The sequence below is a fragment of the Leclercia barmai genome, assembly GCF_049312895.1.
GTDB lineage: Bacteria > Pseudomonadota > Gammaproteobacteria > Enterobacterales > Enterobacteriaceae > Enterobacter > Enterobacter barmai.
Genome location: NZ_JBMNWZ010000001.1, coordinates 532259 through 547231 on the forward strand (window position 1 = coordinate 532259; position 14973 = coordinate 547231).

A 14973-nucleotide genomic window follows, 5' to 3' on the forward strand; every position below is an offset into this window, starting at 1 on the left:
CAAGTTTCCCCCTTCTTCGCCGATATTATTTTCGGTGCAAAATTGATTTACTCCCTGATCGGTAGGATTTAACGCTGGGAAAACCCTACGGTTATCGTTATATTTCAATTTATATAACGACACTCAAAGGAGTTAACGATGACACGTACAGGCTTACGCTTTATTGCCGGGGCAACACTGACCCTCTCCCTGACCGGGCATGCGCTGGCAGATGAAGGCAAAATCACGGTATTTGCGGCAGCGTCTTTGACCAACGCGATGCAGGATATTGCCACAGCGTATAAAAAGGAGAAAAACGTCGACGTCGTGTCGTCATTTGCCTCTTCCTCTACGCTGGCACGTCAGATTGAAGCGGGTGCCCCTGCCGACCTGTTTATCTCTGCCGATCAGAAGTGGATGGATTATGCGGCAGAGAAGAAAGCGATTGATACGGCCAGCCGTGAAACCCTGCTGGGAAACAGCCTGGTGGTGGTAGCGCCAAAATCCAGCGCGCAGGGCGACATCACCATCAACAAAGAGACCAACTGGACCAGCCTGCTGAAAGAGGGGCGTCTGGCGGTGGGCGACCCCGATCACGTTCCGGCGGGCATTTATGCTAAAGAAGCGCTGCAGAAGCTGGGTGCCTGGGAGACGCTGTCGCCAAAACTGGCACCGGCAGAAGATGTGCGCGGCGCGCTGGCGCTGGTTGAGCGCAATGAAGCGCCGCTGGGAATTGTTTACGGCTCTGATGCCGTTGCCGGTAAAGGCGTGAAGGTCGTGGGTACCTTCCCTGAAGACTCGCATAAGAAAGTGGAATATCCTGTGGCCATCATTGATGGACATAAAAACGCAACCGTCAGCGCCTTTTACGATTACCTGAAAGGGCCGCAGGCGTCTGCCATCTTTAAACGTTACGGATTTACGACTCACGAATGATATTGACCGATCCCGAATGGCAGGCCGTGCTGCTGAGCCTGAAAGTCTCTTCCCTCGCGGTTGCATTTAGTTTGCCCTTTGGGATCTTCTTCGCCTGGTTACTGGTTCGCTGTAAGTTTCCAGGCAAAGCGCTCCTCGACAGTATTTTGCACCTGCCGCTGGTGCTGCCGCCGGTGGTGGTCGGTTATTTACTGCTGATTGCCATGGGACGACGCGGGTTTATCGGCGAGCGGCTCTATGAGTGGTTTGGCCTGAGCTTTGCCTTCAGCTGGCGCGGCGCGGTACTGGCGGCGGCAGTGATGTCGTTCCCGCTGATGGTGCGGGCGATCCGCCTGGCGCTGGAAGGGGTCGATCTTAAACTCGAGCAGGCGGCCCGCACGCTGGGGGCCGGGCGCTGGCGCGTCTTTTTCACCATCACGCTTCCCCTGACGCTGCCGGGCATTATTGTCGGCACGGTGCTGGCGTTTGCCCGCTCGCTGGGCGAGTTTGGCGCCACCATTACCTTTGTTTCCAATATTCCGGGCGAAACCCGTACCATCCCGTCGGCCATGTACACCCTGATCCAGACTCCGGGTGGCGAAGGGGCCGCTGCGCGTCTGTGCATTATCTCCATCGTGCTGGCGCTGGTCTCGCTGCTGGTCTCAGAATGGCTGGCTCGTCTTAGCCGCGAACGGATGGGGAAATAATCATGCTGGAACTCAATTTTACCCAGACGCTGGGCGAACACTGTCTGACCCTCAACGAAACCCTGCCTGCCAGCGGCATTACCGCTATTTTTGGCGTCTCCGGCGCGGGCAAAACCTCGCTGATCAATGCGATTAGCGGCCTGACCCGGCCCCAGTCAGGGCGGATCGTACTTAACGACCGGGTGCTGAACGACGTTGAAAAACGCATTTATCTGGCGCCGGAAAAGCGCCGGATTGGCTACGTCTTCCAGGATGCGCGGCTCTTCCCGCACTACAAAGTGCTGGGCAACCTGCGTTATGGCATGGCAAAAAGCATGGCCGGACAGTTTGATAAGCTGGTGGCCCTGCTGGGCATTGAGCACCTGCTTGACCGACTGCCGTCGTCGCTCTCGGGCGGGGAAAAACAGCGCGTGGCGATAGGCCGGGCGTTTCTCACTGCCCCGGAACTGCTGCTGCTGGACGAGCCGCTGGCCTCCCTCGACATTCCCCGCAAGCGAGAGTTGCTGCCGTACCTGCAGCGTCTGGCGCGCGAAATCAATATTCCGATGCTCTACGTCAGCCATTCGCTGGATGAGATCCTGCATCTGGCCGATAAAGTGCTGGTGCTGGAAAACGGCAGCGTAAAAGCGTTTGGTAATCTGGAAGAGGTGTGGGGCAGCAGCGTGATGCATCCGTGGCTGCCGCAGGAGCAGCAGAGCAGCATTCTGAAGGTGAGCGTGCTGGAGCACCATCCGCACTACGCCATGACCGCGCTGGCCATTGGCGATCAGCATGTCTGGGTCAACAAGCTGGATAAACCGCTCCAGACCAGTCTGCGCATTCGCATTCAGGCATCCGATGTCTCGCTGGTGCTGCAGCCGCCGTTGCAGAGCAGTATCCGTAACATCCTGCGGGCGAAAGTGGCCCAGTGCTTCGACGATAACGGCCAGGTGGAGGTGCAGCTGGAAATTGGCAGCCGCACGCTGTGGGCCCGCATCAGCCCGTGGGCCAGGGATGAACTGGGGATCAAACCTGGCCTCTGGCTCTACGCGCAGATCAAGAGCGTGTCGATCACCACCTGATCACAGCAGATGGGTATAGATGAATTCGGCGATGCTGTTCGTGGTGTTATCGCCGATTACCACGTTGGCGCGCGCTTTGACGGCGTCGTCGGCATTACCCATCGCCACCCCGGTGCCTGCCGCTTCCAGCATGCTGATGTCGTTGTAGTTATCGCCAAATGCAATAACGTCCTTCATTGACCCTCCGATGGATTCCACATACTGCGTGAGGCGTTTGCCCTTGCTGTTGCCTTTGCGGGCAATATCCACCTGATCGTGCCAGGACCATTCGCACTCCAGCCCCAGGGTCTGCTCGACATGCTTTGCAAAGTCGTTCAGTTTTACGGTGTCCTCGTCGGTCAGGGCAAATTTCCAGATAGCCTCAACTTCCCGGGCCGCCTGCGCCAGCGAAGGCACCTGAGTGAATACCGGACGCTGGGCTTCCGGCAGCGACTGCGCCCAGTTGCTGGTGCGGATGACGTGGCCGGTAGGGCGCTCATAAACCATCGCGTTGTCGACATACATCAGGCCGTGAATGGCGTGTTCATCGAGCAGGTCAATCAGTTGCAGCGCCTGCGGGACCGGCAGCGGATCGGCTTGCAGAACCTTTTTTGCTTGATAATCATACAAATAGGTTCCATTACAACAAATTGCAGGTGTATCCAGCGCCAGTGCCTGATAAAAAGGATGAATAGCAACGTGATGACGACCCGTTACGATGAGGAGCTGGTATCCCACCTCCTGGGCACGTTTCAGTGCTTCAAGCGAAGAGGGGAGCAGGGTTTTTTGCGGGGTTAACAGCGTACCGTCTAAATCCAGTGCAATCACACGCGAGGTCATTTGATATTCCGGGTTAATGTTGAAAGTCAGGGATGTGCAGATGGTACACCGCGCAACTATCGCTGCAAAATTCCTGGTTAAAATTCAGCATTCACCGTTAAAAAAGACTATCCTGGTACATTACTTTTACGCGCAGTGAGGAAAGGAGCATTCATGAAACAAACCGTTTATACCGCCAGTCCTGAAAGCCAGCAGATCCATGTCTGGCGTCTGAATCCCGAAGGTACGCTCACCCTGGTTCAGGTTGTCGATGTTCCCGGCCAGGTTCAGCCGATGGTGATCAGCCCGGATAAACGTTTCCTGTATGTGGGTGTTCGTCCGGAGTTCCGCGTACTCGCGTACCGTATCTCTCCTGAAGATGGCGCCCTGACGTACACTGCCGAAGCCGCGCTGCCGGGCAGTCCGACGCATATCTCTACCGATCTGCAGGGACGCTTTATCTTTAGCGGCTCCTACAATGCCGGTTGCGTCAGCGTGACCCGCCTTGACGACGGTATTCCTGCTGAGACCCTTGAGGTGGTTGAAGGGCTGGAAGGTTGCCACTCGGCCAACATCTCTCCGGATAACCGTACCCTGTGGGTACCGGCGCTGAAGCAGGATCGCATCTGCCTGTTTACCCTGGGCGATGACGGCAAACTGACCGCGCAAAACCCGGCGGAAGTGACCACCGTTGAAGGTGCGGGCCCGCGTCACATGGCCTTCCATCCGAATCAGAAGTACGCCTACGTGGTGAACGAACTGAACTGCTCGGTAGACGTCTGGGCGCTGAGCGATCCGCACGGCAAGATTGAGTGTGTGCAGACCCTGGATATGATGCCGGCTGATTTCACCGATACCCGCTGGGGGGCAGATATTCATATCACCCCTGACGGACGTCACCTCTATACCTGCGATCGTACCTCCAGCCTGATCACCATCTTTAGCGTTTCTGAAGATGGCAGCGTGCTGGCTATCGAAGGCTTCCAGCCGACCGAAACGCAGCCGCGCGGCTTCAATGTCGATCACAGCGGTAAGTTCCTGATTGCGGCAGGGCAGAAATCGCACCATATCGCGCTGTATGAAATTCAGGGCGAGCAGGGACTGCTGGAAGAGAAGGGACGTTACGCCGTCGGCCAGGGGCCAATGTGGGTGGTCGTTAACGCTTACTAAGACGGATGAAATAAAAAACCTCGCAAATGCGAGGTTTTTTATGCCCGGTGGTAGCCGGGTGAGCACATCGGAAACACCAACCTCTGTATCCTAATTCCGGCCCTAACCTATGTAAAATCAATTAACGTCGGCTTGAGAGCATACACTTGCAGCATTAATGTTATTTAATTGAAATATATTAAATTTTGCTGAAATCTAAATGAAATCTTAATCTCCATAAAACTGTTTTTATATACAGTTCCCGAAGACTACAATACCGCCGTTGGTTCGATATGAGCAGTTCCGCAAATCAGGTTTCTTAAAGTCCTGGCTGGCGGGTGGTGCCGTCAGTACCTTAACTGTGGAGCATATCGGAAACACCAACAACCACTGGCGACAGGCAGCGGAAAGGTAAGTCAGTGGAAGTGCTCCTGACCAAAGGAGTGGCGTATGAGCAGTATGGGATGGATGATTCTGTTCCTGCAACTCATGGTTGCAGTTCTGCAACTGCTGGATGCGTATCTTAAAACCGGTGCCTGACGCGTTCAGCCGCAGCATCAAGGGGGAGTTGCTCCCCCTTTTTGCTAATCAGATTACTGCTTCGGCTCTGCAATCACCTTGCTGCCCACACCGCGGTTGTTGTATTCCCACATGCGGTTGAAGTTAGCGTCGTTGAGGTTACGCTGCACGTTGCCTTTATCATCTACCGCACCGGTGTTACCCGCATACGGACGCTGAGAGATGGCGGCGTTGCCCCAGGGTTTTGCCATGTTGAAGCCTTCGTTGATCACGCTGTCGCGGATCACCACCTGACCGTTTGTGCCTGAATCGACATCCAGCGAGCGGCCCAGCTGCGCTACGCCATCGCCCATTGCGGTAAAGCGGCTGTTTACCGCCAGGAAGCCGTAGAACAGGTTGGACTGCGTCGCCGGCGCGAAGACGTAGCCTTCCTGCTGGGTACGGGTATTCATGACGCGGAAATCGGTGTTATCAAACACCACGGCACCGCGACCAGAGACAATATCCACATCCCCTTCAATGTAGCTGTTGGTCACCAGCGTACGGGTGATGCGGTTATTTTTCAGGGTGTTCTCAACGCCGCTGTTGGTGACGAAGAAGGTGTTCTGGCGACCCAGGATATTCACCTTGTCGATTTGCACCTGATCGCCATCGCTGCGCAGAGCCACCGCCTGGTGGTTACCGGCATCGACGCTGTCGCCCAGATTGTTTTCGATGGTCAGGTTCTGCAGCTGCAGGCCGTTGTTCTGCGACCAGAAGACCGCGGAACACATCAGGCCAACAGTGGCGCTGTGCTTGCTCTGGCAACGGTCGAACATATACCAGGCGGGTTTACCCGGCATGTATTTACCACCCGGATTGACCAGATGACGCCAGGTCGTGGTGTCCATCTCAGAGTCGATTGCCAGACCAATTTTGACATCAATTGGCTTCTCACCCGTACCGTACAGCGTCACGCTGCCCGGTGCGGCAGGCACATACACGGTACCTTCGTACTCGCCCGGTAAAATGGCGATGTACTGGCGGGAGCTGCTGTGCTTAGCAATGGCTGCATCAACTGCCGCCTGAATGGTGGTATGGGTAACGCCCTGGGTTCCCGCCGGGCCAACCACAAAGTTGGGCTGCGCAGGCAGGCGGATGGCATAAGGACTCCACGGCGCTGCGTTCGGATCCATGGCCGTAAAGTAGCGCGCCTGCTGGAAGTTTTTCGCTTCATCAGCAGAGAGGATCGGACGGGAAGCCGTGCCCGGCGCGGCCTGCTCTGATGGCAGCTGATCCGGCGGGGTAGAGCTGCACGCTGACAGCGTCACGCCAAATGCGAGTGCCAGCGCCAGACGAGAAATCCTGGAAATGTTCAAGGGAAGCTCCTGCAAAGCATATCAATAGGGGAATAACCGAAATAGCCTGCTTTTTTATACTAAGTTGAGCGAAACGGGAAGATTAAAAGGCATAAAAGTTACTTTTTATTCCCATGCTTAGCGGGAAAGTTGTCACAAATAAATAACAATTTGCGTAAAGGCGATTGACAGGGCGGCAGGAATGAAAATAAATGTCTATACAACCCATGACAAGTGGAAGCCCGATGCTGCAACTTCATCCCGACGATCTAATCTGGCGTAACCTGCGCCTCGCAACGCTGGATCCTGACCACGGCACGCCTTATGGCCTGCTGGAGAACAGGGCGTTAATCGTGCGTGCAGAGACCATTCTGGCGATTGTCCCCGAATCTGATTTGCCCCTGGATCTGCCCAACGCCGTCGATTTAGAGGGGCGGCTGGTCACGCCGGGGCTGATCGACTGCCACACGCACCTGGTGTTTGGCGGCGATCGCGCCGCCGAGTGGGAGCAGCGGCTGAACGGCGTCTCCTATCAGACCATCAGCGCCCAGGGCGGCGGGATTAACGCCACGGTGACCGCCACCCGGGAGAGCTCAGTTGAGCACCTCAAACAGCTGGCGCAGCAGCGCTTAAACCGGCTGATGCGCGAAGGGGTCACCACCGTTGAAATTAAGTCGGGTTACGGCCTCAACGACGAAGCCGAAGAGAAGATGCTGCGCGTGGCCCAACACCTTGCCCGAACCAATCCCGTGGAGATCAGCCCGACGCTGCTGGCGGCGCACGCCGTGCCGAAGGAGTATCGCCAGGATCCAGATGCCTGGGTCGACCATGTTTGTCGGCACACGCTGCCCGCGCTGTGGGAAAAAGGGCTATTCGAAGCCGTGGATGTGTTCTGCGAGAACGTCGGGTTTACGCCAGAGCAGAGCGAACGGGTGTTTCAGGCGGCACAGATGCGGGGGATCCCCATTAAAGGCCATGTGGAACAGCTCTCTAACCTCGGCGGCACCGCGCTGGTCAGCCGTTATCACGGGCTGTCAGCCGATCATATTGAATACCTCGATGAGGCCGGCGTCGACGCGATGGCGCAGAGCGGCACCGTAGCGGTATTACTCCCCGGCGCCTTTTACTTTTTACAGGAGCGCCAGCGCCCGCCGGTTGCGCTGCTGCGGGAGCGGGGCGTGCCGATGGCGGTTGCCACGGATTACAACCCCGGGACCAGTCCGTTTGCCAGCCTGCATCTGGCGATGAACATGGCCTGCGTCCAGTTTGGCTTAACCCCGGAAGAGGCGTGGGCAGGGGTAACGCGCCACGCCGCGAAAGCGCTGGGCCGCGGCGAAACCCACGGCCAGCTCAAGGCCGGGTTTGTCGCCGACCTGGCGATCTGGGATGCGAAAAACCCGGTGGAGATGGTTTATGAGCCGGGACGTAACCCGCTTTATCAGCGCGTATTCAGAGGAAAAACAGCATGAGTCTTTGGCAGCCGGTTTCACCTGACGTCTGGCAGGGGCGCGACGACAGCAGCGAGGCCAGCAACGCGCTGCGCCTGTTTCAGACCGTCAGGCAAAGCGATACGCAGCATCCGTCCGGGGAAGACATTGCGTTGCTGGGCTTCGCCTGCGACGAAGGGGTCAGACGCAATCAGGGCCGCCCCGGAGCCGCTCAAGCGCCGGATGTCCTGCGCCGCGCCCTGGCGAATATGGCGAGCCATCAGGGGCACGAGCGATTGATCGACATGGGCACTATCGGCGTTGATGGCGACGCGCTGGAGACCGCCCAGCAGGCGCTGAGCGAGACGGTCACCGCCTGCCAGCAGTCGGGCATGCGCACCCTGGTGTTGGGCGGCGGACACGAAACCGCCTGGGCGCACGGGCGCGGGGTGCTGGATGCGTTTCCCGGCGAGCGGGTGGTGATTATCAATCTCGACGCCCATCTCGATCTGCGTCATGCCAGCCAGGCCACCTCTGGCACCCCGTTCCGCCAGCTGGCCCTGTACTGTGCGGAACAGCAGCGTGAATTTTACTATGCCTGCCTGGGCGTCAGCCGGGCGGCGAATACCCTGGCGCTGTGGGATGAGGCTGCGCGCCTTAACGTCACCCTGGTGGAAGATCTCGATTTTCAGCAGCAGGCGCTGACCGCTCTCACACCGCTCCTTGAACAGGCGGACCGGGTTTATCTGACTATCGATCTCGACGTCATGCCTGCCGGGGAAATGCCCGCCGTGTCGGCCCCTGCCGCGCTGGGGGTTCCGGCCCGGGATCTGCTCCCGGTCATTGAAAAGATCTGCCGCAGCGGCAAACTGCAGGCGGCGGATCTGGTGGAGTTCAGCCCTGGCTTCGATCGCGACGGCCAGGGAGCGAAGCTCGCCGCACGGCTGGCGTGGCAAATCGCTCACTGGTGGGCTTAAAGCGTGTATATACTCGACTTTTTATGACGGCTTAAGGAATTGCTATGTTCTCTCGCGCTCCGCAGCAGGCCAGTGCGCCAGCCCCTTTCTATGAAAAGGTAAAACAGGCGATCAGTCATCAGATCGCCACCGGCGTATGGCGTCCGCACGATCGCATCCCGTCCGAGGCCGAGCTGGTTGCCCAGTTCGGCTTTAGCCGGATGACCATTAACCGCGCGCTGCGGGAGCTGACCGACGAGGGGCTGCTGGTGCGCCTGCAGGGTGTTGGGACCTTCGTGGCCGAGCCTAAGGGGCAGTCGGCGCTGTTTGAAATTCGCAGCATTGCCGACGAAATTGCCTCCCGCCACCATCAGCACCGGTGCGAGGTGCTGTTCCTCGAGGAGACGCAGGCCAGCGCCGCCCAGGCCACGGCGCTTAACGTCAAAGAGGGGACGCGCATTTTTCACTCCCTGATGCTGCATTACGAAAACGACATCCCGGTGCAGATTGAGGATCGCAGCGTTAACGCTGCCCTGGTGCCGGAGTATCTGCAGCAGGATTACACCACCACCACGCCTCATGCTTATCTGTCGCTGATCGCCCCGCTGACCGAAGGGGAGCACATCGTTGAGGCGGTGCGCGCCACGCCGAAGGAGTGCGAGCTGCTGCGCATCAAAGAGCACGATCCCTGCCTGCTCATCCACCGTCGGACCTGGTCGACGTCGCACATTGTCTCCCATGCCCGGCTGCTGTTCCCCGGCAACCGCTATCGGCTGCAGGGCCATTTCATGTCATAAGCCCAAAAGCGTGATTGCTGACGCAATATAATAAAAATGTATCGTAATTGTTAAAACCGGCCTTGTGCGCACTTGTCTATACAAGTATATCTTAGTGTATATTCTGTCCCCAACGAGGAGCACACAATGTCGTCAGGTAAGTATCGCCAGCAAGAGATCCGCGCCCCACGTGGCACCCGGCTGAATGCCAAAAGCTGGCTCACCGAAGCCCCGCTGCGCATGTTAATGAACAACCTCGATCCTGAGGTGGCGGAGAATCCTCACGAGCTGGTGGTGTACGGCGGTATTGGCCGCGCCGCGCGCAACTGGGAGTGTTACGACGCCATTGTCGCCGCGCTCACCGAACTGGAAAACGACGAAACCCTGCTGGTGCAATCCGGCAAACCGGTCGGCGTATTCAAAACCCACAAAAACGCCCCGCGCGTGCTGATCGCCAACTCCAACCTGGTGCCGCACTGGGCCACCTGGGAACACTTCAACGAGCTGGATGCGAAAGGGCTGGCGATGTATGGCCAGATGACCGCCGGGAGCTGGATCTACATCGGCAGCCAGGGCATTGTCCAGGGCACCTACGAGACCTTCGTTGAAGCGGGTCGTCAGCACTATAACGGCTCCCTGAAAGGGCGCTGGGTACTGACCGCAGGCTTAGGCGGCATGGGCGGCGCGCAGCCGCTGGCGGCGAACCTCGCCGGTGCCTGCTCCCTGAACATCGAGTGCCAGCAAAGCCGCATCGATTTCCGGCTGCGCACCCGCTACGTTGACGAGCAGGCTGAGTCGCTGGATGACGCCCTGGCGCGCATCAAAAAATACACCGACGAAGGTCGGGCAGTTTCCATCGCCCTGTGCGGCAACGCCGCCGATATCGTGCCGGAACTGGTGGCGCGCGGCGTGCGTCCGGACCTGGTCACCGACCAGACCAGCGCTCACGATCCCCTCCACGGCTACCTGCCAAAAGGCTGGAGCTGGGAAGAGTATCAGCAGAAAGCGCAGCAGGATCCCGAAGGCACCGTGCTGGCGGCGAAGCGCTCCATGGCCGACCACGTCAACGCGATGCTGGCCTTCAGCCAGCAGGGCGTGCCGACGTTCGACTACGGCAACAACATTCGCCAGATGGCGAAAGAGATGGGCGTGACCAACGCCTTTGACTTCCCGGGCTTCGTCCCGGCCTACATCCGTCCGCTGTTTTGCCGCGGCATCGGCCCGTTCCGCTGGGTGGCCCTCTCCGGCGACCCGGAAGACATCTACAAAACCGACGCTAAAGTGAAAGAGATCGTCGCCGACGATGAGCACCTTCATCACTGGCTGGATATGGCCCGGGAGCGCATTAACTTCCAGGGCCTGCCGGCGCGTATCTGCTGGGTAGGGCTGGAGTGGCGTCAGAAGCTGGGCCTGGCCTTTAACGAAATGGTCCGCAGCGGAGAAGTCTCTGCGCCCATCGTCATTGGCCGCGACCATCTCGACTCCGGCTCGGTCGCCAGCCCGAACCGCGAAACCGAAGCGATGCAGGACGGCTCCGACGCGGTCTCCGACTGGCCGCTGCTGAACGCGCTGCTCAATACCGCCAGCGGCGCGACCTGGGTCTCGCTGCACCACGGCGGCGGCGTGGGCATGGGCTTCTCCCAGCATGCCGGGATGGTCATCGTCTGCGACGGCACCGATGAAGCCGCGGCGCGTATTGCCCGCGTCCTGCACAACGACCCGGCAACCGGCGTTATGCGCCATGCGGATGCCGGATATGACATTGCCATTGCCTGTGCGAAAGAGCAGGGGCTGAACCTGCCGATGATCGCTGCCAATCAAGGAAAGCACTGATGAATGCCTTAACACTGACGCCCGGCTCTCTGACCCTGGCGCAACTTCGCCAGGTCTGGCAGCAGCCGCTCCAGCTGACCCTCGACGACGCCGCCCATCAGGCGATTAACGACAGCGTCGCCTGCGTGGAAGCCATTGTCGCCGAAGGGCGCACCGCCTACGGCATTAATACAGGCTTTGGCCTGCTGGCCCAGACGCGCATCGCCACGCACGATCTGGAAAACCTGCAACGTTCACTGGTGCTCTCCCACGCCGCGGGCGTCGGCGAGCCGCTGGACGACGACATTGTGCGTCTGATGATGGTGCTAAAAATCAACAGCCTGGCGCGCGGTTTTTCCGGCATCCGCCTGAGCGTGATCCAGGCGCTGATTGCGCTGGTCAATGCGGGTGTGTATCCGTGGATCCCGGCTAAAGGTTCGGTGGGGGCTTCCGGCGACCTGGCCCCACTGGCGCACATGTCTCTGACCCTGCTTGGCGAGGGTAAAGCCCGCTACCGTGGCGAGTGGCTACCGGCCGCCACCGCTCTGCAAAAAGCGGGGCTGGCCCCGGTGACGCTGGCGGCTAAAGAGGGGCTGGCGCTGCTGAACGGCACCCAGGCCTCCACCGCCTTTGCCCTGCGCGGCCTGTTTGAAGCTGAAGATCTCTTTGCCTCGGCGGTGGTCTGCGGAGCGCTGACCACCGAAGCGGTGCTTGGCTCCCGTCGTCCGTTCGATGCCCGTATCCACGAGGTACGCGGCCAGCGCGGGCAGATCGACGCCGCCGCGCTGTTCCGCCACGTTCTCACCGACACCAGCGCCATTGCCGATTCGCATCACAACTGCGAGAAGGTGCAGGATCCGTACTCCCTGCGCTGTCAGCCGCAGGTGATGGGGGCCTGCCTGACCCAGCTGCGCCAGGCGGCTGAGGTGCTGCTGGTGGAATCCAACGCCGTTTCCGATAACCCGCTGGTCTTCGCAGCGGAAAACGAGGTGGTCTCTGGCGGTAACTTCCACGCGGAACCGGTGGCGATGGCGGCAGATAATCTGGCGCTGGCGATTGCCGAGATCGGCGCACTTTCCGAGCGCCGCATTGCCCTGATGATGGATAAACACATGTCCCAGCTGCCGCCATTCCTGGTGCGCAACGGTGGGGTGAACTCCGGGTTTATGATTGCCCAGGTGACCGCCGCCGCGCTGGCGAGCGAGAACAAGGCGCTGTCGCACCCGCACAGCGTCGACAGCCTGCCGACCTCGGCCAACCAGGAAGACCATGTTTCGATGGCGCCTGCGGCAGGTCGTCGTCTGTGGGAGATGACCGGCAACACCCGCGGCGTGCTGGCGGTGGAGTGGCTGGCGGCCGCTCAGGGTTGCGATCTGCGTGATGGCCTGACCTCCAGCCCGCTGCTGGAGCAGGCGCGTCATATTCTGCGGGAGAAGGTTGCGCACTATGATGATGACCGCTTCTTTGCCCCGGATATTGATGCGGCGATTGAATTGCTGAGCAAAGGGAGCCTGGTGGGGTTGTTGCCGGGATTCCTGTAAAAACACCTATGCAAAATCGTAGGCCGGGTTAGGCGAAGCCGCCGCCCGGCAAATGCCCGGCGGCGCTGCGCTTGCGCGGGCCTACGGTTTCACCCGGCTATTTTTACGAATACATCGCCGTAATCGACGCACTACCCAGGCTGTGGAAATGGACGTTAAAGCCCACCATCGCTCCGCTTGCCTCTTCATCCACCTCGATTTTTTCCACGTTCAGGGCATGCACCGTAAAGATATAGCGGTGGGTTTCGCCTTTTGGCGGTGCCGCGCCGCCGTAGCCCGCTTTGCCAAAATCGGTGCGGGTCTGCACCGCGCCGTCCGGCAGGGCGACCAGCGAAGAGCCGGAACCCTGCGGCAGCACGCGGGTGTCGGCCGGGAGATTGGCGACAACCCAGTGCCACCAGCCGGAGCCGGTCGGGGCGTCCGGGTCATAACAGGTGACAACGAAGCTTTTGGTGCCCGACGGCACCTCGTCCCAGGCCAGATGCGGAGAGATATTATCCCCCTCATAACCCATGCCGTTAAACACGTGGCGCAGGGGGAGTTTATCCCCGTCGCGCAGATCCTGACTGATAAGTTTCATGCTGTTCCTCCGTATTAAGCTCTGCCAGAAGTGTAACGCATAAACTAAACAGTAAAGTGCGCAGGCTCCTGAACGGCATCCACCACGGCGCGGGTCAGCTTGCTGAGTTGGGCGCGGCTTATCACATACGGCGGCATCAGATAGATCAATTTCCCGAACGGGCGCACCCAGACCCCGCGCGCCACAAAGAAGCGCTGCAGCGCCGCCATATTCACCGGATGGGTGGTTTCGACGACGCCAATCGCCCCTAATACCCGCACGTCGGCCACATACTCAGACTCCCGCGCTGCCGCCAGCTCCTCGTTGAGCTGGGTTTCGATGGCGGCGACCTGGGTCTGCCACTCGCCGCTCTCCAGCAGCGCCAGGCTTTCGCTGGCGACGGCGCAGGCCAGCGGGTTACCCATAAAGGTCGGGCCGTGCATAAAGCAGCCCGCCTCGCCGTTGCTGATGGTCTCGGCCACCTGGCGGGTGGTGAGGGTGGCGGAGAGGGTCATGGTGCCCCCGGTCAGGGCTTTGCCGAGACACAGGATGTCCGGGGTAATGCCCGCGTGTTCGCAGGCAAACAGCTTGCCGGTACGCCCGAAGCCGGTGGCGATCTCATCGGCAATCAGCAGAATGCCTTCCCGGTCGCACATCCTGCGAATGCGCTTCAGCCACTCGGGATGGTACATGCGCATTCCGCCCGCGCCCTGCACGATGGGCTCGAGGATCACCGCCGCAATCTCGTGGCGATGGGCGGCCATCAGGCGGGCGAAGCTGACCATATCCATTTCATCCCACTCGCCGTCGAAGCGGCTCTGGGGTGCCGGGGCAAACAGGTTTTCCGGCAGATAGCCCTTCCACAGGCTGTGCATCGAGTTGTCCGGGTCGCAGGCCGACATCGCCCCGAAGGTATCGCCGTGGTAGCCGTTGCGGAAGGTGAGGAACCGCTGGCGGGATTCGCCCTTCGCGTGCCAGTACTGCAACGCCATCTTCATCGCCACTTCCACCGCCACCGAGCCTGAATCGGCAAGGAACACGCACTCCAGCGCGTCGGGGGTCATCGCCACCAGTCGACGGCAGAGGTCCACCGCGGGCGGATGGGTGATCCCGCCGAACATCACGTGCGACATGCGGTCAATCTGCGCCTTCATCGCCGCATTCAGCCGGGGGTGGTTGTAGCCGTGAATGGCCGCCCACCAGGAGGACATCCCGTCTACCAGCTGCTCGCCGCTGGCCAGGGTCAGCTCGCAGCCGTGGGCTTCCGTCACCGGATAAACCGGCAGGGGCTGGGTCATGGAGGTGTAGGGATGCCAGATGTGGCGCTGATCGAATGCGAGATCGTCCGTTGTCATAATCGACTTGTAAACCATTTTGAAAACATTTAGGTTTACAAGCATAAACCGAAACCATCCTGAACTAAACCCCTTTGGAGAT

General features: G+C 59.5%; 14 protein-coding genes. 10 read left to right on the forward strand and 4 right to left on the reverse strand.

The window, feature by feature from the left end:
* The first annotated feature begins 138 nt into the window (after nucleotides 1-138).
* Genes modA through modC form a run of 3 tightly spaced genes read left to right on the forward strand, consistent with a single transcriptional unit; the run spans nucleotide 139 to nucleotide 2662 of the window.
* A complete protein-coding gene (modA, locus tag ACOYA6_RS02475; RefSeq protein WP_138369562.1) occupies nucleotides 139-915 on the forward strand; it encodes a molybdate ABC transporter substrate-binding protein in 777 nt (258 codons plus the stop codon).
* Entirely contained in the window at nucleotides 912-1601 is a 690-nt protein-coding gene (gene modB / locus ACOYA6_RS02480) for a molybdate ABC transporter permease subunit (protein WP_138369561.1), read from the forward strand. The genes modA and modB overlap by 4 nt, the downstream gene beginning before the upstream one ends.
* A 2-nt stretch (nucleotides 1602-1603) precedes the next feature.
* Entirely contained in the window at nucleotides 1604-2662 is a 1059-nt protein-coding gene (gene modC / locus ACOYA6_RS02485) for a molybdenum ABC transporter ATP-binding protein ModC (RefSeq protein WP_422653968.1), read from the forward strand.
* On the opposite strand, the gene ACOYA6_RS02490 is transcribed toward modC, so the two are convergent.
* Entirely contained in the window at nucleotides 2663-3481 is an 819-nt protein-coding gene (locus ACOYA6_RS02490) for a pyridoxal phosphatase (protein WP_039029362.1), read from the reverse strand. It abuts the gene before it with no gap.
* Nucleotides 3482-3634: 153 nt separating this feature from the next.
* On the opposite strand from ACOYA6_RS02490, the gene pgl reads away from it, so the two are divergent.
* Together pgl and tisB are read left to right on the forward strand one after the other, a co-directional pair.
* Nucleotides 3635-4630 (forward strand): 6-phosphogluconolactonase, encoded by a 996-nt coding sequence (gene pgl / locus ACOYA6_RS02495; RefSeq protein WP_139564579.1) that lies wholly within the window; start codon nucleotides 3635-3637, stop codon nucleotides 4628-4630.
* A 429-nt stretch (nucleotides 4631-5059) separates the two neighbouring features.
* On the forward strand, nucleotides 5060-5149 hold the full coding sequence (tisB, locus tag ACOYA6_RS02500; protein WP_072036641.1) for a type I toxin-antitoxin system toxin TisB: 90 nt from the start codon (nucleotides 5060-5062) through the stop codon (nucleotides 5147-5149).
* A gap of 53 nt (nucleotides 5150-5202) precedes the next feature.
* On the opposite strand, the gene ACOYA6_RS02505 is transcribed toward tisB, so the two are convergent.
* On the reverse strand, nucleotides 5203-6486 hold the full coding sequence (locus ACOYA6_RS02505; protein WP_138369557.1) for a putative acyl-CoA thioester hydrolase: 1284 nt from the start codon (nucleotides 6484-6486) through the stop codon (nucleotides 5203-5205).
* 224 nt (nucleotides 6487-6710) lie between these two features.
* Between ACOYA6_RS02505 and hutI the strand changes: the two genes are divergently transcribed.
* The 5 genes from hutI to hutH all read left to right on the forward strand — a co-directional run bounded on the left by hutI (nucleotide 6711) and on the right by hutH (nucleotide 12977).
* Entirely contained in the window at nucleotides 6711-7934 is a 1224-nt protein-coding gene (gene hutI, locus ACOYA6_RS02510) for an imidazolonepropionase (protein ID WP_138369720.1), read from the forward strand.
* A complete protein-coding gene (gene hutG / locus ACOYA6_RS02515; RefSeq protein ID WP_422653969.1) occupies nucleotides 7931-8869 on the forward strand; it encodes a formimidoylglutamase in 939 nt (312 codons plus the stop codon). Before hutI ends, hutG begins: the two co-directional genes overlap by 4 nt.
* Nucleotides 8870-8913: 44 nt before the next feature.
* Complete coding sequence (locus ACOYA6_RS02520) at nucleotides 8914-9645, forward strand: histidine utilization repressor (protein ID WP_138369555.1); 732 nt, start codon at nucleotides 8914-8916, stop codon at nucleotides 9643-9645.
* Nucleotides 9646-9771: 126 nt separating this feature from the next.
* Entirely contained in the window at nucleotides 9772-11457 is a 1686-nt protein-coding gene (gene hutU / locus ACOYA6_RS02525; protein WP_422653970.1) for a urocanate hydratase, read from the forward strand.
* Entirely contained in the window at nucleotides 11457-12977 is a 1521-nt protein-coding gene (gene hutH, locus ACOYA6_RS02530; RefSeq protein WP_422653971.1) for a histidine ammonia-lyase, read from the forward strand. The genes hutU and hutH overlap by 1 nt, the downstream gene beginning before the upstream one ends.
* A gap of 103 nt (nucleotides 12978-13080) precedes the next feature.
* Here hutH and ACOYA6_RS02535 read toward each other — a convergent pair whose 3' ends face one another.
* Both ACOYA6_RS02535 and bioA read right to left on the reverse strand, forming a co-directional pair.
* Nucleotides 13081-13557 carry a kinase inhibitor gene (locus ACOYA6_RS02535; RefSeq protein WP_039029370.1) on the reverse strand — a complete coding sequence of 159 codons (477 nt, stop codon included), beginning with the start codon at nucleotides 13555-13557 and terminating at the stop codon, nucleotides 13081-13083.
* 44 nt (nucleotides 13558-13601) lie between these two features.
* A complete protein-coding gene (gene bioA / locus ACOYA6_RS02540) occupies nucleotides 13602-14909 on the reverse strand; it encodes an adenosylmethionine--8-amino-7-oxononanoate transaminase (protein ID WP_422654499.1) in 1308 nt (435 codons plus the stop codon).
* Between the last annotated feature and the right edge of the window lie 64 nt (nucleotides 14910-14973).